Source organism: Streptomyces sp. MNU76, from assembly GCF_020982545.1.
Lineage (GTDB): Bacteria > Actinomycetota > Actinomycetes > Streptomycetales > Streptomycetaceae > Streptomyces.
The window spans coordinates 370,018-389,126 of the sequence record NZ_JAJKLK010000019.1 but is presented as its reverse complement, the minus strand read 5'-3'; the positions used below and the strand labels follow the sequence as shown (position 1 = coordinate 389,126).

17 protein-coding genes and 1 pseudogene are annotated in these 19,109 nt (G+C 70.3%); 2 read left to right on the top strand and 16 right to left on the bottom strand.

The features are described 5' to 3' along the window. Positions 1-5: 5 nt before the first annotated feature. A complete protein-coding gene (locus tag E4N62_RS28215) occupies positions 6-734 on the bottom strand; it encodes an MBL fold metallo-hydrolase (RefSeq protein ID WP_230219201.1) in 729 nt (242 codons plus the stop codon). 167 nt (positions 735-901) lie between these two features. Here E4N62_RS28215 and E4N62_RS28210 point away from each other — a divergent pair, with 167 nt between their 5' ends. Continuing rightward, complete coding sequence (locus tag E4N62_RS28210; RefSeq protein ID WP_230219199.1) at positions 902-1,747, top strand: peptidylprolyl isomerase; 846 nt, start codon at positions 902-904, stop codon at positions 1,745-1,747. A gap of 136 nt (positions 1,748-1,883) precedes the next feature. Then, on the top strand, positions 1,884-3,113 hold the full coding sequence (locus tag E4N62_RS28205; RefSeq protein WP_184896362.1) for a DUF349 domain-containing protein: 1,230 nt from the start codon (positions 1,884-1,886) through the stop codon (positions 3,111-3,113). Positions 3,114-3,181: 68 nt separating this feature from the next. On the opposite strand, the gene E4N62_RS28200 is transcribed toward E4N62_RS28205, so the two are convergent. From E4N62_RS28200 to pgsA, 15 genes and pseudogenes are all read right to left on the bottom strand, one after another. Further along, positions 3,182-5,743, bottom strand: a complete 2,562-nt coding sequence (locus tag E4N62_RS28200) for a bifunctional (p)ppGpp synthetase/guanosine-3',5'-bis(diphosphate) 3'-pyrophosphohydrolase (RefSeq protein ID WP_230219197.1) — start codon at positions 5,741-5,743, stop codon at positions 3,182-3,184. A 301-nt stretch (positions 5,744-6,044) separates the two neighbouring features. Further along, positions 6,045-6,584 carry an adenine phosphoribosyltransferase gene (locus tag E4N62_RS28195; protein ID WP_184896358.1) on the bottom strand — a complete coding sequence of 180 codons (540 nt, stop codon included), beginning with the start codon at positions 6,582-6,584 and terminating at the stop codon, positions 6,045-6,047. After that, positions 6,581-7,675, bottom strand: coding sequence for a protein translocase subunit SecF (secF, locus tag E4N62_RS28190; protein ID WP_230219196.1), 1,095 nt, complete (start codon positions 7,673-7,675; stop codon positions 6,581-6,583). Before secF ends, E4N62_RS28195 begins: the two co-directional genes overlap by 4 nt. A 1-nt stretch (position 7,676) precedes the next feature. After that, positions 7,677-9,467: a protein translocase subunit SecD gene (gene secD / locus E4N62_RS28185; RefSeq protein WP_230219195.1), complete on the bottom strand. Its 1,791-nt coding sequence runs from the start codon at positions 9,465-9,467 to the stop codon at positions 7,677-7,679. Positions 9,468-9,599: 132 nt separating this feature from the next. Continuing rightward, positions 9,600-10,094, bottom strand: a complete 495-nt coding sequence (gene yajC, locus E4N62_RS28180) for a preprotein translocase subunit YajC (protein WP_220649991.1) — start codon at positions 10,092-10,094, stop codon at positions 9,600-9,602. A 174-nt stretch (positions 10,095-10,268) separates the two neighbouring features. After that, a pseudogene (ruvB, locus tag E4N62_RS28175) lies at positions 10,269-11,337 on the bottom strand (Holliday junction branch migration DNA helicase RuvB). A gap of 86 nt (positions 11,338-11,423) precedes the next feature. Next, a complete protein-coding gene (gene ruvA, locus E4N62_RS28170; RefSeq protein WP_184896348.1) occupies positions 11,424-12,029 on the bottom strand; it encodes a Holliday junction branch migration protein RuvA in 606 nt (201 codons plus the stop codon). Further along, entirely contained in the window at positions 12,026-12,556 is a 531-nt protein-coding gene (ruvC, locus tag E4N62_RS28165) for a crossover junction endodeoxyribonuclease RuvC (protein WP_230219194.1), read from the bottom strand. Before ruvC ends, ruvA begins: the two co-directional genes overlap by 4 nt. A 144-nt stretch (positions 12,557-12,700) precedes the next feature. Continuing rightward, a complete protein-coding gene (locus E4N62_RS28160; protein WP_184896346.1) occupies positions 12,701-13,453 on the bottom strand; it encodes a YebC/PmpR family DNA-binding transcriptional regulator in 753 nt (250 codons plus the stop codon). 48 nt (positions 13,454-13,501) lie between these two features. After that, a complete protein-coding gene (pdxT, locus tag E4N62_RS28155) occupies positions 13,502-14,110 on the bottom strand; it encodes a pyridoxal 5'-phosphate synthase glutaminase subunit PdxT (protein WP_230219193.1) in 609 nt (202 codons plus the stop codon). Positions 14,111-14,116: 6 nt separating this feature from the next. Next, positions 14,117-15,034, bottom strand: a complete 918-nt coding sequence (pdxS, locus tag E4N62_RS28150) for a pyridoxal 5'-phosphate synthase lyase subunit PdxS (RefSeq protein ID WP_033532596.1) — start codon at positions 15,032-15,034, stop codon at positions 14,117-14,119. A gap of 293 nt (positions 15,035-15,327) precedes the next feature. Beyond that, a complete protein-coding gene (locus tag E4N62_RS28145) occupies positions 15,328-15,867 on the bottom strand; it encodes a hypothetical protein (RefSeq protein WP_230219192.1) in 540 nt (179 codons plus the stop codon). Between the two features lie 101 nt (positions 15,868-15,968). Further along, positions 15,969-17,129 (bottom strand): glycosyltransferase family 4 protein, encoded by a 1,161-nt coding sequence (locus E4N62_RS28140; RefSeq protein ID WP_230219191.1) that lies wholly within the window; start codon positions 17,127-17,129, stop codon positions 15,969-15,971. After that, on the bottom strand, positions 17,126-18,187 hold the full coding sequence (locus tag E4N62_RS28135; RefSeq protein ID WP_230219190.1) for a phosphatidylinositol mannoside acyltransferase: 1,062 nt from the start codon (positions 18,185-18,187) through the stop codon (positions 17,126-17,128). Before E4N62_RS28135 ends, E4N62_RS28140 begins: the two co-directional genes overlap by 4 nt. Next, a complete protein-coding gene (gene pgsA, locus E4N62_RS28130; RefSeq protein ID WP_230219188.1) occupies positions 18,184-18,933 on the bottom strand; it encodes a phosphatidylinositol phosphate synthase in 750 nt (249 codons plus the stop codon). Before pgsA ends, E4N62_RS28135 begins: the two co-directional genes overlap by 4 nt. Positions 18,934-19,109 lie beyond the last annotated feature (176 nt).

The window sequence follows — 19,109 nt, the reverse complement described above, 5'->3', positions numbered from 1 at the left end:
TCTCGTCACATTCCTCGTCGGGGAGGGGTCGTCGGACCCGCACCGCGTTCTTGGCGGCCTGCGGCCGCCACCACCTGCCGCAGATACGGGTTGGTGGCGCGCTCCTGGCCGATGGTCGTCTGGGGGCCGTGGCCGGACAGCACCACGGTCGAGTCGTCGAGCGGCAGGCACACGCGGGCCAGCGAGTCGAGCATCTCGGCCATGTCACCGCCGGGCAGGTCGGTGCGTCCGATGGAGCCGGCGAACAGCAGATCCCCGGAGAAGAACACGGAGGGGATCTCCGTGTTCTCGGGCATCCGGAAGGTCACCGACCCCTTGGTATGGCCGGGCGCGTGCGCGACGGACAGCTCCAGACCGGCCAGCTCCAGCTTGGCGCCGTCGGTCAGCTCCTTGACGTCGTCCGTCTCCCCCACGGTCAGCTCGCCCATGAGCGGCATGCCGATGGACCGGCCGAGCGCCTTCTCCGGGTCGCTCATCATGTACCGGTCCTCGGGGTGGATCCACGCCGGTACGTCGTGCGCGCCGCACACCGGGACGACCGAGGCCACATGGTCGAGGTGGCCGTGGGTGAGAACGACCGCGACGGGCTTGAGCCGATGCTTCTTCAGCGTCTCCTCGACTCCCTGGGTGGCCTGGTGGCCCGGGTCGATGATCACGCACTCCTCCCCGGCGGCGGGGGCGACCAGATAACAGTTGGTCCCCCAGGCCCCGGCGGGGAACCCGGCAATGAGCACGATCGTCCTTCTTGTGGCGTACGAGGGTGGGTTGCTGTGGATCAGAGCCTACCGGCGCTGCCGTTTCCTCAGCGAACCCATATACGGTACGGGTCACACGCAATGAGTCCACTCAACGGACGCGCGACGCACCCGTCGACGTACGAGACGCATGAGGAGAGAACCCCGTGGTCAGCCAGGATCAGCGGCGGCGTCAGCTCGCCCGGGAGAAGTTCTTGCGGCAGCAGCAGCGGCGGACGTCCGCGCGGCGCAAGGCACGAGTCCGCAACGCGGCGATCGCTTCGGTGCTCGGTGTGATCCTGGTGGGCAGTGTGGCGCTCTACACGACCGACGTGCTCAAAGGCGACGACAAGAAGGACAACGTGAACGCGGAGGCGAGCGCGAGCCCGTCGCCCAGCAAGGCGCCGGACCCGTGCGAGAAGCCGGCCGAGGGCAAGGTGAAGGAACTCACCTTCAAGAAGGAACCCGCGCTCACGATCGACAAGACCGCGAAGTACACGATGGATCTGCAGACGACCTGTGGTGCCATCCCCATAACGATGGACGCGGCGAAGGCCCCGCGCACCGTCAACTCCTTCGACTTCCTGGTGAACAAGGGGTACTTGGACCACACCAAGTGCCACCGTCTCACCACCGAGGGCATCTACGTCCTGCAGTGCGGTGACCCGCAGGGCACCGGCACGGGCGGTCCCGGCTACACGATCCCGGACGAGAACCTCAAGGACCCGCGTCTGAAGGGCGATGTGTACCCGGCGGGCACGGTCGCGATGGCGAACCAGTTCAACGCGCAGACGGGCGAGGGCAAGAACAGCGGCGGCAGCCAGTTCTTCCTGGTCACCCAGGACAGTCCGCTGCCGGCCAACTACACACCGTTCGGCACCGTCTCCAAGGACGGCATGAAGGTCCTGAAGAAGATCGCCGACGCGGGTGCCCAGCCCGCGGACCCCCAGACCGGCAACACGGCACCCAACGCGACCGTGGTCATCAACAAGGCGACTGTCAAGAAATCCTGACCGCCACCAGTGAAATTTCGGTCGCGCGGGATGCGGACAGGCAACCCGCCGGTCGCCTATGTTGGCCGTGACGAAACTGTGGACGATGCCCGGGGGAGCTTCAGGCCCCTCGCAGGCATCATGTGGAGGAGGCGCTGTGAGCAGCGACCCGTGGGGCCGCGTCGACGAGACGGGGACCGTGTACGTGCGTACGGCCGACGGCGAGCAGGTCGTCGGTTCCTGGCAGGCAGGCTCCCCCGAGGAGGCGCTGGCCTATTTCGAGCGCAAGTACGAAGGCCTGGTTGTCGAGATCGGCCTCCTCGAGAAGCGCGTCAAGACCACCGACCTTTCGGCGAAGGACGCCCAGGCTGCGATCGACCACATTCGCGAGCAGGTCGACGCGCACCACGCGGTCGGTGACCTGGACGCGCTCAAGGTGCGGCTGGACAAGCTCGTCGAGACCGTCGAGGCCCGCCGCGAGGAGCGCAAGCAGCAGCGGGCCAAGCAGTCCGACGAGGCCCGGCACGCCAAGGAGGCGCTGGTCACCGAGGCGGAGGAGCTGGCGCAGTCCGATCAGTGGCGGGCCGCCGGTGAGCGGCTGCGGGCGCTGGTGGACACCTGGAAGGGTCTGCCGCGTCTGGACCGCAAGTCCGACGACGAGCTGTGGCACCGCTTCTCGCACGCCCGCTCGGCGTTCTCCAAGCGTCGCAAGGCCCACTTCGCGCAGCTCGACGCGCAGCGTGAGGACGCCCGCAAGACCAAGGAGAAGCTGGTCGCGGAGGCCGAGGCGCTGTCGAACTCGACGGACTGGGGTCCGACGGCCGCGCGCTACCGCGAGCTGATGGCCGACTGGAAGGCCGCCGGCCGCGCCCAGCGCGAGCACGAGGACGACCTGTGGAACCGCTTCCGCGGCGCCCAGGACGTCTTCTTCGCCGCCCGCAGCTCGGTGTTCGCCGAGCGTGACGCGGAGCAGTCGGAGAACCTCAAGCTCAAGGAGGAGCTGGCCGGAGAGGCGGAGAAGATCCTGCCGGTGACCGATCTGAAGACCGCCCGTGCCGCCTTCCGCTCGATCAACGAGCGGTGGGAGGCCATCGGCCACGTGCCGCGTGACGCCCGTCCGAAGGTCGAGGGGCGGATGCACGCGGTCGAGCGGGCGATCCAGGAGGCCGAGGAGGCGGAGTGGCGCCGCACCAACCCGGAGGCCCGCGCCCGCGCGGCCGGTCTCACGGGCCAGCTGCAGGCCGCCGTCGACAAGCTGAAGACGCAGATCGAGGCCGCCCGCGCCCAGGGCAACAACGCCAAGGCCGACAAGCTCCAGCGTGAGCTCGACGGCCGCCAGGCGCTGCTGGACCAGGCCCTGAAGGGTCTGCAGGAGTTCGGCGGCTGACGTCGAAGGCACATGTGAGAGGGGCTCCCGTACGAACCGTACGGGAGCCCCTCTCACATGTGCCGTGCCTACGGCCGTCGCGCCGACGTCACCCGGTACACGTCATAGACGCCCTCCACGCCGCGTACGGCCTTCAGGACGTGACCCAGGTGCTTCGGGTCGCCCATCTCGAAGGTGAAGCGGGAGGTGGCGACGCGGTCGCGGGAGGTCTGGACGGCGGCCGACAGGATGTTGACGTGCTGGTCGGACAGGACGCGCGTGACGTCGGAGAGCAGACGGCTGCGGTCCAGCGCCTCGACCTGTATGGCGACGAGGAAGACCGAGGACTGGGTCGGGGCCCACTCGACGTCGAGGATGCGCTCGGGTTCACGGGAGAGCGACTCGACGTTGACGCAGTCGCTGCGGTGAACCGATACGCCACTGCCCCGGGTGACGAAGCCGATGATGGGGTCGCCGGGGACGGGCGTACAGCAGCGGGCGAGCTTGACCCACACGTCGTCGACACCCTTGACCATGACACCGGGGTCGTTGCTGCCGCGCCGCTTGCGGCTCCGGCCGCGGGTGGGCGGTACGGCCTCGTCGATCTCCTCGGTGGCGGCCTCCTCGCCGCCGAGGGCCTGGACGAGCTTCTGGACCACGCTCTGCGCGGAGACATGGCCTTCGCCTATGGCCGCGTAGAGGGCGGAGATGTCCGGGTAGCGCATCTCGTGCGCCAGGGTGACGAGCGAGTCACCGGTGAGGATGCGCTGGATCGGCAGGTTCTGCTTGCGCATCGCGCGGACGATGGCGTCCTTGCCCTGCTCGATGGCCTCGTCGCGCCGCTCCTTGGAGAACCAGGCGCGGATCTTGTTGCGGGCGCGCGGCGACTTCACGAAGCCGAGCCAGTCGCGGGAGGGGCCCGCACCGGCCGCCTTGGAGGTGAAGACCTCCACCAGGTCGCCGTTGTCGAGGGTGGATTCGAGCGGGACCAGGCGGCCGTTGACCCGGGCGCCTATGGTGCGGTGGCCGACCTCGGTGTGGACCGCGTACGCGAAGTCGACGGGGGTCGCGCTGGCCGGCAGCGCGATGACGTCGCCCTTCGGGGTGAAGACGAAGACCTCGTTGCGGGAGAGGTCGAAGCGCAGGGACTCCAGGAACTCTCCGGGGTCCTCGGTCTCCTTCTGCCAGTCCAGCAGCTGCCGCAGCCAGGCCATGTCGTTGAGGTGGTCGTCCTTGCCCGTGGTCCGGGGCGCGTCCGTGCGCACCTTGGAGGCGCCGGCGACGGCCTCCTGCTTGTACTTCCAGTGCGCGGCGATGCCGTACTCGGCGCGGCGGTGCATGTCGAACGTACGGATCTGGAGTTCGACGGGCTTGCCGTTGGGTCCGATGACCGTCGTGTGCAGCGACTGGTACATGTTGAACTTGGGCATCGCGATGTAGTCCTTGAACCGCCCCGGAACCGGGTTCCAGCGGGCGTGGACGGTGCCCAGGGCCGCGTAGCAGTCGCGGACGGTGTCCACCAGGACACGGATGCCGACCAGGTCGTAGATCTCCGCGAAGTCCCGGCCGCGGACGATCATCTTCTGGTAGACGCTGTAGTAGTGCTTCGGGCGGCCGGTGACGGTCGCCTTGATGCGGGCCGCGCGCAGGTCCTGCTGCACCTCGTCGGTCACTATGGCGAGGTACTCGTCGCGCTTGGGGGCGCGCTCGGCCACGAGCCGGACGATCTCGTCGTACATCTTGGGGTAGAGGATCGCGAAGGCGAGGTCCTCCAGTTCCCACTTGATGGTGTTCATGCCCAGGCGGTGGGCGAGCGGCGCGTAGATCTCCAGGGTCTCGCGCGCCTTCTTCTCCTGCTTCTCACGCTTGAGGTAGCGCATGGTGCGCATGTTGTGCAGGCGGTCGGCGAGCTTGATGACCAGGACGCGGGGGTCCTTGGCCATGGCGACGACCATCTTGCGCACGGTCTCGGCCTGCGCGGCCTCGCCGAACTTGACCTTGTCCAGCTTGGTGACGCCGTCGACGAGGAGGGCGACGGAGTCGCCGAAGTCACGGCGGAGCTGGTCGAGGCCGTACTCGGTGTCCTCGACCGTGTCGTGCAGCAGACCGGCCATCAAGGTGGCCGGATCCATACCCAGCTCGGCGAGGATGGTGGTGACGGCGAGCGGGTGCGTGATGTACGGGTCGCCGCTCTTGCGCTTCTGGCCTCGGTGCCAGCGCTCGGCGACCTGGTAGGCCTTCTCGATCTGGCGGAGCGTCGACGTCTCGATCTTCGGGTCGTTGCTGCGCACGATCCGCAGCAACGGCTCCAGGACCGGGTTGTACGGGTTGGAGCGCTGCACGCCGAGCCGGGCGAGACGGGCGCGTACGCGGTTGGAGGAACCGGAGCGGGCGGGCTGGCCCGTGCCGGTGGGGCGGACCGGAGGCGCCGGAGCGGGCGCGGGCGCGGTGCGCTCGGGCGGGGCCGGCTTGGGGCGCGCCGGGCCGTCGGTCTTGTCGGCGGGCGCGGACTGGGCGTGCTCGACGGAGCCCTGCGCGGACGTGGCGGTGTTCTCGGGGTTCGCCTTCGCCGCGTGCTGCGCGGGCTTGGCCGCGGGGCCCGAGGCGGACTCGGGCTTGGCGGCGGTCAGGTGCTGGGCCTCGTCTGCCAAGAGGGCTCCTCGTGCGCGATCCGGGTCCCCGGTCAGGCTCCGGAGCACCCATGGTAGCGATCCCGCGCCTCAGGATCGCCTTCAGGCCACATTGAGGGCGGTCTACCCATGCAACACGGGGGGCGCGCGGCGGATTCCGAGGGCCGACGTGGGGGTGTGCGGTGAGGGGTCCGGTGCCGGTGGAGTGTGGTTGCTCGCGCAGTTCCCCGCCCCCCTGACGGGGCGCGGGGCTCGTGACCGTGCGGCGGCGGGCGCCCCAGGATGCTTCCCGGGGCGCCCGCCGCGTGCTTGTCCGTTGGGTTCAGACGGTGATCAGGGCCTCCAGCGGGGCCCCGGCCAGAGCCGTCTCCAGGCGCTGTCGGCCCGGGAGGAACGACAGCTCCATCAGGACCGCGACGCCGGCGACCTGGGCGCCCGCGCGGCGGATCAGCTGGAGGGAGGCCTCGGCGGTGCCGCCGGTGGCGAGGACGTCGTCTATGACCATGACGCGGTCGCCCGCGGTCAGGTCCTCGGCGTGCACCTCGATCTCGGCGGAGCCGTACTCCAGGTCGTAGGCCTGGCCGAGCGTGGCCCCGGGGAGCTTGCCCGCCTTGCGTACGGGGATGAAGCCGACGCCGGCGCGGACGGCGGCCGGGGCGCCCAGGATGAAGCCCCGGGCCTCCAGACCGACGATCTTCGTGGCGCCGTGCCGCACGGTCAGCTCGGCCAGCGCGTCCGTCAGCGCGGTGAACGCCGCCGGGTCGGCCAACAGCGGGGTGATGTCCTTGAACATCACGCCCGGCTCCGGGTAGTCCGCGACGTCACGGATACGGCTGAGCAGCAGCTCCTTGATGTCGGTCATCGCCGCTTCCCGCCCCGGCCCCGGCTGCGGCTCCCGGACTGGGCACGCGGGCCCACCACCGCGGGGGTGGCGTCCGCCGGCTCGTCGTCGTAGGGACCGTCGGCCGCCGTCTCCGCGTCGTGCTCGGCCTGGGCCCGCTTGGCGAGGACGCGCTTCTTGAGGGCCTTCAGCTGCGGCTCGCGCTCCTTGAGGTCGGCGACGAGCGGCGTGGCGATGAAGATCGACGAGTACGCACCGGCCGCGAGGCCGACGAACAGCGACAGCGAGATGTCGTTGAGCATGCCCGCGCCGAGGACACCGCCACCGATGAAGAGAAGGCCGGCGACCGGGAGCAGCGCCACCACCGTGGTGTTGATCGACCGCACCAGGGTGCTGTTGATCGAGCGGTTGGCGATCTCGGCGTACGTCCAGCGGTTCTGCTTGGTGATGTCCTTCGTCTGCTCCTTGAGGCTGTCGAAGACGACGACCGTGTCGTAGAGCGAATAACCGAGAATGGTCAGCAGACCGATCACCGTGCCCGGCGTCACCTCGAAGCCGACGAGGGCGTAGACGCCGACCGTGATCGTGATGTCGTGGACCAGGGCGACGAACGCGGCGATGGCCATGCGCCACTCGAACGCCATCGCCAGATAGATCACCACGAGGACCATGAAGATCCCGAGACCCTGCCACGCCTTGTTGGCGATCTGGTCACCCCAGCTGGGACCGACCAGATCGGCGTTGATCTTCTCCGCGTCCAGCTTGAGGTCGTCGGCGAGCGTTTCCTTGATCTCGTCGGACTTGCTGGTGTCCACACCGGAGATCTGGATGCGCAGGGTGTCGTTGCCGAGCTTCTGGACGATCGCCTGGTGGCCGGAGGCCTCTGTGGCGTACTCCTCCGCCTGGGCGACCGAGACGCTCGTCTTCGGCGTCGTGAAGACGGCGCCGCCCTGGAACTCGATACCCATGTTCAGGCCACGGACCGCGAGCCCGACGATGGCCGTGATGGTGATCAGGATGGAGAGGCCGTACCAGAGCTTGCGGTTGCCGACGAAGTCATAACCGACCTCGCCACGGTGGAGTCGGGCTCCGAGGTCACCGAGCTTCGACATCTCAGGCCTCCTTCGGGTCGGCGGGGACGGCGGGACGGCGGGTGCGGCGCAGCGGCGGCTGGGCACCCAGACGCTTCGGGTCGAGGCCGGACCAGCGGTGGCCGTTGGCGAAGAACTTGGTGCGGGCCAGCAGGGTCAGCAGCGGCTTGGTGAAGAGGAAGACGACCACGACGTCGAGCACGGTCGTCAGGCCGAGTGTGAACGCGAAGCCCTGCACCTTGCCGACGGTGACGACGAAGAGCACCGCGGCGGCGAGGAAGGACACGAAGTCGGAGACCAGGATGGTGCGCCGGGCACGGGGCCAGGCCCGCTCGACGGCAGGGCGCAGCGTACGACCCTCGCGGATCTCGTCCCGGACACGTTCGAAGTACACGATGAACGAGTCCGCGGTGATACCGATCGCCACGATCGCACCGCAGACCGCCGGCAGGTTCAGGGCGAAGCCGATGGCCGGGCCGAGCAGCGACATGATCAGGTAGGTCAGAGCCGCGGAGAGCAGCAGCGAGGCGACCGCGATCAACGACAGGCCGCGGTAGTAGACGAGCAGGTAGATCACGACCAGCGCGAGACCGATCGCACCCGCGATCAGACCTGCCTCGAGCTGCTCACCGCCGAGCGCCGGGCTGACGGTGGTGACGCTGGACTCCTTGAAGGTCAGCGGGAGCGCGCCGTACGACAGCATGTTGGCGAGGTTCTGGGCCTCCTCCTGCGTGAAGCTGCCGGAGATCTCGGCCTTGCCGCCGGTGACCGCCGCCTGCACATAGGGGTGGGAGACGACCTCGTCGTCGAGGACGATCGCGAACTCGTTCTGCGGGGAGGCCTGCGTCGCCAACTGGCCGGTGATGTCGGCGAACTTGTCGGCGCCCTTGGAGTCGAAGTCCATCACGACCTGCCAGCCGGTGCCGCTCTGCGTGTCGAGCAGCGCCTGGGCCTTGTCGACCTCGGTGCCGTCGACCCCGACCGGGCCGAGGACGAACTTGCTCCAGCTGCCGTTGTCCTGGCCGCAGGCCACGACGGTGTCGGTGGTCTTGCCCTTGCCGGCCTCGGCGCGCTGCTTCGGGTCGTTGCAGTCCAGGGCCGCGAACTTCGCCTGGATCGCCTGGGTCTCCTGGTCGGCGCTCGGGCTCGCGGGCGGGGAGGCGCTGTCGGAGGCCTTGGCGGACGCGGAACCGCTGGCGGACGACGTGGGGTCGGCCTTCAGCGCGTCGGTGAGCGCACGGCCCTGCGACGTGGCAGAGGACGACGGGCTCGACGACGGGCTCGCGGAGTCACCGGCCCCGGGCTCGGTGGCCTCGTCCTTGCCGTCGGAGCTCGACGGGCTCGGCGAGCCGCTGCCGCTGGGGCTGGTGCTCGGCGAGGCGGTGGGGTTCTCCGTCACACCGGTGCCGACCTGGCTCTGGAGGACGGGGCGGAAGTACAGCTTCGCGGTGGTGCCGACCTGGTCCCTGGCCTCTTGGGAATCCGTGCCCTTGGGGATGTTGACAATGATGTTCTCATTGCCCTGGGTCTGGACCTCCGCCTCGGACACGCCCAGACCGTTGACGCGGCGGTGCATGATCTCGACCGCGGTGTCCATGTTGGTCTTGTTGATCGCGTTGGGCTGGCCTGGCTCGTTGACCGCCGTCAGTGTGATGCTCGTACCACCGGCGAGGTCGATGCCGAGACGCGGAGTGGTGTGTCCGGAGGCGAACATTCCCCCGGTGAGCGCCACAAGGGCGATCAGGATGAGGGCCAGCGCGCGCCCAGGCTTGCTCTGGGTGCTCGCGCTCCGGCCCTTCTTCGGTGCTGCCACCTTCTCGTACTCCCTCTCGGGCCGCCGTGCGCGGGGTCAGCGCGGGGACGGCCATGACTTGTGTCGGGAAGCCGGGCGAGAACGGCACGTGCCCGGGGTGCGGGCGGTTCTCGCCCGCACCCCGGGACGTGACTACTTCGCGTCGGACTCGCCGTCGGTCTTCTTCGGCTCTGCTTCGTCGGCCTTCGCCTCGGCGGTCTCGTCGGCCGCGTCGTCGGACGCGTCCTTCTTGCCGAGGTCGATGGGCTTGTCGTCGGAAGCGGCGGAAGCGTCGTCGGAGGGCTCGTCGGTCTCGGTGAGGGAGGAGGCGTCGTCCGGGACGACGTCGGACTTCAGGTCGTGCTCGATGCCGTGGACGATGCGGTTGTACTCCTCGTCACTGAGGACGGCACCGATGGAGTTCTTGGCGAACAGCAGCTCGACGCCCGGCCCGGCGTCGAGGAGGACCGTGTCCTCGCTGACCTCCTTGACGGTCGCGTACATGCCCCCGATCGTGCGGACGCCGGAACCGGGCTGCATCTGGTTCCGCATGTCGACGGCCTGCTGCTGCTTCTTCTTGGCCGATCGGGTCATCAGGATCATGGCCCCGATGAGCACGATGAACGGGAGGAGGGTCACGAGACTCACGGGTCGGAACTTCCTTCACACGACCGCGATGGCGAGCGGCCTGATGGTTGGGGGTATGTGTGCTGCCGACAAGGGCGGCATCGGCGGAGTCTAAGCGAGTCCACCGTGATGGAACAACGCACAGCATGTCACCGGGGTTCCATGCCGGGCGAGTACCGCGCCGTCACGAGACGGTCACGCCCCGAACAGGTCCTGTTGTCCGTTTCCGCCGGTCGTGCCGCGTGGCGGGGTGAGTCCGAGGTGGGCCCAGGCGGCGGGGTGGCGACCCGGCCGCGGGGGTGCGGGCGAGCAGTCCCTCACGGACGAGGAAGGGTTCGGCGACCTCCTCGACGGTCTCGCGCTCCTCCCCCACGGCGACGGCGAGGGTGGACAGACCGACCGGTCCGCCGCCGAAGAGCTTGAGCAGGGCTTCGAGGACACCCCGGTCGAGGCGGTCCAGGCCGCGGGCGTCGACCTCGTACACGGCGAGGGCGGCGGAGGCGATGTCGCGGGTGATGACGCCGTCGGCCTTGACCTGCGCGTAGTCCCGTACGCGGCGCAGCAGGCGGTTGGCGATACGGGGGGTGCCGCGGGAGCGGCCCGCGATCTCGGCGGCGCCGTCCGTGTCGATCTCGACGTCGAGCAGGTTCGCCGAGCGGTGGATGACGCGCTCCAGTTCGGCGGGCTCGTAGAACTCCATGTGCGCGGTGAAGCCGAAGCGGTCACGCAGCGGCGGCGGCAGCAGTCCCGCGCGCGTGGTGGCGCCGACCAGGGTGAAGGGCGGCAGTTCGAGGGGGATCGCGGTGGCGCCGGGGCCCTTGCCGACGATCACGTCGACGCGGAAGTCCTCCATCGCCATGTACAGCATCTCCTCGGCGGGCCGGGACATGCGGTGGATCTCGTCGAGGAAGAGGACCTCGCCCTCCTGGAGGGAGGAGAGGATCGCGGCGAGGTCGCCGGCGTGCTGGATGGCGGGGCCGGAGGTGATGCGGATGGGGGCGCCCATCTCGGCCGCGATGATCATCGAGAGCGTGGTCTTGCCGAGGCCGGGGGCGCCGGAGAGCAGGACGTGGTCGGCGGTGGCCCCGCGCGCGCGTGCGGCCCGCAGAACCAGGTCGAGCTGTTCGCGGACCTTCTCCTGGCCGATGAACTCGTCCAGGTCCTTGGGGCGCAGGGCGGCCTCGACGGCCTGGTCCTCACGGTCGGCGACGGAGCCCACCAGGCGGTCGGCGGCGGTGTCGTCGGTCGTGTCGTCCCAGTTCATTGCGTGTGCCTCGCGGGTCGCGGTCGGATGGAGCGGAAGGGGGCGGCGGCCCGTACCTGCGGTGTACGAGCGCTTCAACAGGGCGGTCAGCGGGCTCTGTTGAGGGTCTGGAGGGCGGCCTTCAGCAACTGGCCCACCTGGGGCGTGCCTTCGGTGGCCTCGGCCTGGGGGGTCACGGCCGACACGGCCTCGTCGGCCTCGCGGGTGGCGTACCCGAGGCCGATCAGGGCGGCGTGCAACTGGTCGCGCCAGCCCTGGGTGACCGGGGCCCCGATCGCGGGGGCGCCGATGGGCTCGCCCAGCCGGTCCTTCAGCTCCAACAGGAGCTTCTGGGCACCCTTCTTGCCGATGCCGGGGACGGCGACGAGCGCCTTCTCGTCGCCGGTGGCGACCGCTCGGCGCAGCGCGTCGGGGGTGTGCACGGCGAGCATCGCCTGCGCCAGACGCGGTCCGACCCCGCTCGCGGTCTGCAGCAGTTCGAAGACCTGGCGCTCGTCGTCGTCCACGAAGCCGTACAGCGTCAGCGAGTCCTCGCGGACGACCAGGGAGGTGGCGAGCTTGGCCGGCTGCCCCATGCGGAGCCCGGACAACGTGTTGGGCGTGCACTGGACCGCGATGCCGATCCCACCGACCTCGACCACCGCGGAGTCCGGAGCCAGGGCGGCGACCGGGCCGCTGACGAAGGCGATCATGACGTACGGCCTTTCGATGCGTGCAGGGCCACGGCCTGCTGGAGGCGGTTCTGGGCGGGGGCCCGCCAGATGTGGCAGATGGCGAGGGCGAGGGCGTCGGCGGCGTCCGCCGGTTTCGGTGGGGCGTCGAGCCGGAGGAGACGGGTGACCATGGCACCGACCTGGGCCTTGTCGGCCCGGCCGCTTCCGGTGACGGCGGCCTTGACCTCGCTGGGGGTGTGCAGGGCGACGGGGATGCCGCGGCGGGCGGCGCACAGCATGGCGACGGCGCTGGCCTGGGCGGTGCCCATGACCGTGCGGACGTTGTGCTGGCTGAACACCCGCTCCACGGCGACGCATTCGGGGCGGTGCTCGTCGAGCCACTGCTCGATGCCCTGCTCGATCGCGACGAGTCGGTGCCCCAACTCCGCGTCCGCGGGCGTGCGGACGACACCGACGCCGAGCATGGTCAGCGGCCGGCCCGCGACACCCTCGACCACACCCACGCCACACCGCGTCAGTCCGGGGTCCACCCCGAGTACGCGCACCGCGCCCCCTCCCACTCGATCTCCCCCAGCTACCGCTGGGAGGTGCCCCCAGTCTGTGCAGGCTATCTGCTGCCACCGACAACGGCGGCGGGCCGGTGGGTGTGTCCCACCGGCCCGCCCGATCCGCTCGGTTCGCGCGCAGCGCTACGCGTCGACCTTGGCCATCACGTCGTCGCTGACGTCGAAGTTGGCGAAGACGTTCTGGACGTCGTCGCTGTCCTCCAGCGCGTCGATCAGCTTGAAGATCTTCCTGGCGCCCTCTTCGTCCAGTTCGACCTGCATGGTCGGGACGAAGTTGGCCTCGGCCGAGTCGTAGTCGATGCCGGCCTCCTGGAGGGAGGAGCGGACCGCGACCAGGTCGGTGGCCTCGCTGAGCACCTCGAAGGACTCGCCCAGGTCGTTGACCTCCTCGGCGCCCGCGTCGAGCACAACCTCCAGGACGTCGTCCTCGGACAGCTCGCCCTTGGGGACGATCACGACGCCCTTGCGGTTGAAGAGGTACGAGACGGAACCCGGGTCGGCCATCGAGCCGCCGTTGCGGGTCATGGCGACCCGGACGTCGGAGGCGGCGCGGTTGCGGTTGTCGGTGAGGCACTCGATGAGCACCGCGACACCGTTCGGGCCGTAGCCCTCGTACATGATCGTCTCGTAGTCGGCGCCACCGGCTTCGAGGCCGCCGCCGCGCTTGATCGCGGAGTCGATGTTCTTGTTGGGGACCGACTGCTTCTTCGCCTTCTGCACGGCGTCGTAGAGCGTCGGGTTGCCCTCGAGGTCCACGCCGCCCATCCGCGCGGCGACCTCGATGTTCTTGATCAGCTTCGCGAAGAGCTTGCCGCGCTTGGCGTCGATCACGGCCTTCTTGTGCTTCGTCGTAGCCCATTTAGAGTGGCCGGACATCTGCCTGTCTCCTTCGCGTTACCCAACTCCGTACGAACCCCAGAGATCCTACAAGGACTCCGTCGCCCGGTTCGCGCGCACCATGTCGACAAAGAGGGCGTGCAGGCGGTGGTCGCCGGTCAGTTCCGGATGGAAGGACGTGGCGAGGGCGTTGCCCTGGCGTACGGCGACGATGTGACCGTCGTGCTCGGCCAGCACCTCCGTCTCCGCGCCCACGGACTCCACCCACGGGGCGCGGATGAAGACGCCCTCCACGGGATCGCCCTCGACGCCCCTGACGTCGACCGCCGCCTCGAACGACTCGTTCTGGCGGCCGAAGGCGTTGCGGCGCACGATCATGTCGATGCCGCCGACGGTCTCCTGGCCCGAGCGCGGGTCGAGGATCTTGTCCGCGAGCATGATCAGGCCGGCGCAGGTGCCGTACACGGGCAGGCCCGCGCGGACGCGCACGCGGAGCGGTTCCATGACGCCGAAGAGGACGGCGAGCTTGGAGATCGTGGTGGACTCGCCGCCGGGGAGGACGAGGCCGTCCACCTCGGCGAGCTCCTCCGGGCGCCTGATCGGCCTGGCCACGGCGTCGGCCGCGGCCAGGGCGACGAGGTGCTCCCGTACGTCGCCCTGGAGCGCCAGGACGCCGATGACCGGGGTGTCGCTCATGGGTGTTTACCAGCCCCGGTTCGCGTAGCGCTCGGCCTCGGGGAGGGTGTCGCAGTTGATGCCGACCATGGCCTCGCCCAGGTTGCGGGAGGCGTCCGCGATGATCTTCGGGTCGTCGTAGAAGGTGGTGGCCTTCACGATGGCGGCGGCGCGCTTGGCCGGGTCGCCGGACTTGAAGATGCCGGACCCGACGAAGACGCCCTCGGCGCCGAGCTGGCGCATCAGCGCGGCGTCGGCCGGGGTGGCGACGCCACCGGCGGAGAAGAGGACCACCGGCAGCTTGCCCAGCTCGGAGACCTCCTTGACCAGCTCGTACGGGGCGCGCAGCTCCTTGGCGGCGGCGTACAGCTCGTTGTTGTCGAAGCCACGCAGCTTGGCGATCTCGTTCTTGATCTGGCGCAGGTGACGGACGGCCTCGACGACGTTGCCGGTGCCGGCCTCGCCCTTGGAGCGGATCATGGCGGCGCCCTCGGCTATGCGGCGCAGGGCCTCACCGAGGTTGGTGGCACCGCAGACGAAGGGGGTGGTGAAGGCCCACTTGTCGGAGTGGTTGACCTCGTCGGCCGGGGTGAGGACCTCGGACTCGTCGATGTAGTCGACGCCGAGCGACTGCAGGACCTGGGCCTCGACGAAGTGGCCGATGCGGGACTTGGCCATGACCGGGATGGAGACGGCCTCGATGATGCCCTCGATCATGTCGGGGTCGGACATCCGGGCGACGCCGCCGTCCTTGCGGATGTCGGCGGGGACCCGCTCCAGGGCCATGACCGCGACCGCGCCCGCGTCCTCGGCGATCTTGGCCTGCTCCGGGGTGACGACGTCCATGATCACACCGCCCTTGAGCTGCTCGGCCATGCCGCGCTTCACGCGGGCGGTGCCGGTCTCGGGGGTCTGGGCGGCGGAGTTGGAGAGCGTGCTGGACACGGGTTTGACCTCGCTCGGGGAAGGGGGTTTCTGCAATCACCGAGGAAACGTGAGGGGAGCGGGCCACGGCAAGGGCCAATGGGGAGGCGGTGGATCGTTTTCGTGAGGTGAGGGTGAGGGATCGGGTGCGGACCGGTGGGGCTTCTCGCGCAGTTCCCCGCGCCCCTTGAGGGCCTACGGCCCTTTCGGGCCGAAAAGCAAGGGGCGCAGCCCCTGCTTTTCAGGGGCGCGGGGAACTGCGCGAGAAGCCCCACCGGGCCCGCGGTCGCCCACGAACCCGCGCCCCCGAGCCCTTAGGCGCCCGAAGCCAACGCCTCCGGCGGCTCGTCGTCCATCTCGAACGCCATCGGGAACGGCGCGTGTCCGGCGAGCCGGAACCAGCGGACCTTGCGATGCCGGCGCAACGCCCGCGCCGCCCGCACCGCGTCGTTGTGGAAGCGCCGCGCCATCGGCACCCGGCGCACCGCCTGGGCCAGCTCGTTCGCCGCGTCCTCACCACCCGGCGCCTCGCGCACCACCTCCACCTGCTGCGCGTCCGCGAACACGGCCCGCAGCGCCTGGCTCAGCTCGCTCTCGGCGACCTCGCGCTGCTCCTCCTCGGCCTGCCGGGCCGCGTGTGCCGCCTCGTAGAGGACGATCGAGGCGGCTGGGTCCAGCACCCCGGAGGTGGCCAGTTCCTGGGCGACCGACGCGCGGCGCAGCAGCTGCGCGTCGAGCGCGGCCCGGGCGGCGTCGATGCGCGCGTGCAGCCGGTCGAGGCGTCCCGCGGTCCAGCTCAGATAGAGGCCGATCGCGAACAGGACGACAGCGATCCAGATGAGTGTCGAAGTCACGGGCGGCAAGGCTACTACCGGAGCCCACCACGACCACGCCCCAGCTCAGCCCCGCACGGGACGGGCGGGAACCGTGCGAACGGCCCCCGCACCCACCGGAGTCATTCCCGGCCCAGCCCCAACCGCGCCCGCAGTCCGACCCGTTCGTCCGCCGCCACCGACGCCGCGCCCTCCGTGACGGTCTCGTAGACGCCGAGGATGTCGGCGCCGACGGTGGACCAGTCGAACCGGCGGACGTGGGCGCTGCCCCGTTCGCGGAGTTCGGCTCGGCGCTCCGGGTCGCCGAGCAGGCGTACGGCGGCTGTCGCGAGGGCGTCGGCGTCCTCGTTGGCGAAGAGCTCGCCCGCGCCGCCCTGGTCGAGGACCTGGGCGAAGGCGTCGAGGTCGGAGGCGAGGACGGGGGCGCCGGCGGACATGGCCTCGACGAGGATGATGCCGAAGCTCTCGCCGCCGGTGTTGGGGGCGACGTAGACGTCGACGCTGCGCAGGAAGCGGGCCTTGTCCTCGTCGCTGACCATGCCGAGGAACTCGACGCGGGAGCGGAGCTCGGCGGGCAGGCTCTCCACCGCCTGCTCCTCGTCCCCCCGTCCCGCGACCAGCAGCCTGGCCCCGGGGCGCTCGGCGAAGATCTTCGGCAGGGCCTTCATCAGCACCGGCAGCCCCTTGCGGGGTTCGTCGATGCGGCCGACGAAGCCGAGCGTGTCGCCCTGCCAGTCGGGGTTGGGCTTGGCGCGGGCGAAGAAGTCGACGTCGACGCCGTTCGGGATGACGACCGCGTCGCCGCCCAGGTGCTCGACCAGGGTGCGGCGGGCGTACTCGCTCACCGCGATCCGCGCGCTGATCTTCTCCAGCGCGGGCTGGAGGATCGGGTAGGCCGCGATCATGGCCCGGGAGCGCGGGTTGGAGGTGTGGAAGGTGGCCACGATCGGGCCCTGTGCGGCCCAGCAGGCCAGCAGGCCGAGCGACGGGGAGGCCGGCTCGTGGATGTGGATCACGTCGAAGGTGCCGTCGTGCAGCCAGCGCCGTACCCGGGCGGCCGACAGGAAGCCGAAGTTCAGGCGGGCGACCGAGCCGTTGTAGGGCACGGGGACCGCGCGGCCCGCCGAGACGACGTACGGCGGCAGCGGTGTGTCGTCGTCCGCCGGGGCGAGCACCGACACCTCGTGGCCGAGCCGGATGAGGTGGTCGGCCAGATCACGGATGTGGAACTGGACTCCCCCGGGCACGTCCCAGGAGTACGGGCAGACGATCCCGATCTTCACGGGCGCCCCTTCTCGGAATCCGTCGCGGCCTCCGGCAGCGGATCACGCGCGGCACCCGTCTGCGGACCGCGCCCTGCATCCGTCGCTGCAGCAGCGGCCGAACTCGGAGCGGGATCCGTGGCCGGTCTCGGTGCGGGCGGCGTGGGCCCGCCCGGACTCTTCGCGGGGTCGAGGTCCGCGAGCCACAAGCGCTGGAGCATGTGCCAGTCCTCCGGGTGGTCGGCGATGCCGGTGGCGAAGGCGTCTGCCAGCGCCTGTGTCATGACAGACGTCTTCTCGGCGCGGGTACCTGTCCCGGGTACCTCGATCGGGGGGTGCACGCGTCCCCGCATGACGGGCGAGTCGTCGTACCAGAGCGTCGCCGGCAGCAGCAGCGCGCCGGTCTGCTGGGCGAGCAGGGCCGGTCCGCCGGGCATCCGGGTGGGCTCGCCGAAGAAGTCGACCTCGACACCGGACGCGGACAGGTCACGGTCGGCGACCAGACAGACCAGGCCGCCGTCGCGCAGCCGCCGCGCGAGGGTACCGAAGGCGGAGCCGCCGCTGTGCGGCAGCACCTCCATGCCGAGGCCCTCGCGGTAGGCGACGAAACGGTCGTAGAGCGTCTCGGGCTTGAGCCGCTCGGCGACGGTGGTGAACGGGGTCTTCAGCTCGGTGGTGACCCAGGCCCCGGCGAGGTCCCAGTTGGCCAGGTGCGGGAGCGCGAGCACGACACCGCGCCCGGCCGCGAGGCCGTCGGTGAGGTGGTGGAGGTCCGCGACGGTGACGCCGCTCCTGATCCGCTCCTCGCTCCAGGCGGGGAGGCGGAAGGACTCCATCCAGTAGCGCAGGTACGAACGCATGCCCGCGCGGGACAGCTCGGCGAGGCGCTCCGGGCCCGCGTCCGGGACCACGCGCGCGTAGTTGGCCTCCAGCCGACGTACGAGGGGGCCGCGTCGCTTCCAGGTGGCGTCGGCGATCGTCCGGCCGAGGCGGACGGCGGCGGGCTCGGGCAGCCTTTTGACGGTGCTCCAGCCCAGGCCGTACAGCCCGTCGGTGAGCCGTTCCCGCAGAGCGCTCACGGGGTCGCCTCGCTGTTGCGTGCGGTGTCCGGGGTGTCCTGGGCGGTCGAGGCGGCCTCCGCCTCGGCGGCCGCCTCGACCTCGGCGGATTCGCGGCGGACGGTGACCACGCGCTGGATCAGTGTGACGAGGCTGCCGACGGCGACGATCCACAGGGCGATGGGCAGCAGGACGTCGATCCCGGGCACCCCGAACGCGTGCAGGCCGGAGAGACCGGCCGCGACCAGCGAGATCACCAGGCGCTCGGCGCGCTCCACCAGCCCGTTGACGGCCACCGGCAGGCCGATCGACTCGCCGCGCGCCTTGGTGTACGACACCACCTGGCCGCTCGCCAGACAGAAGATCGAGACGGCGCACAGGGCGAGGTCGTCGCCCTTGCCCGCGTACCAGAGGGCGAAACCGCCGAAGATCGCGCCGTCGGCGACCCGGTCGAGCGTGGAGTCGAGGAAGGCTCCCCAGCGGCTGGAGCGACCCATCTGACGGGCCATGTTGCCGTCGACGAGGTCCGAGAACACGAACAGCGTGATGACGACCGTGCCCCAGAAGAACTCGCCCCGGGGGTAGAAGACCAACGCGCCCGCGATCACTCCGGCGGTGCCGATGAGGGTGACCGTGTCGGGGCTGACGCCCCTGCGGATCAGAAACGCGGCGAACGGTGTGAGGACACGCGTGAAGAATGCACGCGCGTACTTGTTCAGCATGGCCTTCCCGAGGGTCGGTGTCGCCGCGTGGCCCCTGTTGGCCATCCGGCTGGCCCATCGTAGCCACGCGCGCGCGTGTGCGGCCGTCGGGCACCAGCCCGCCGTGTCCCCTGGGCGTGACCGGGGCCGCGAGGAGCGATCACGTCGTTCGTATGGACGCACCGTGACGCGAGTGCAAAGCTCGAAGACACCGCGGGCGTCATCGGAGCCGCACCGCACGC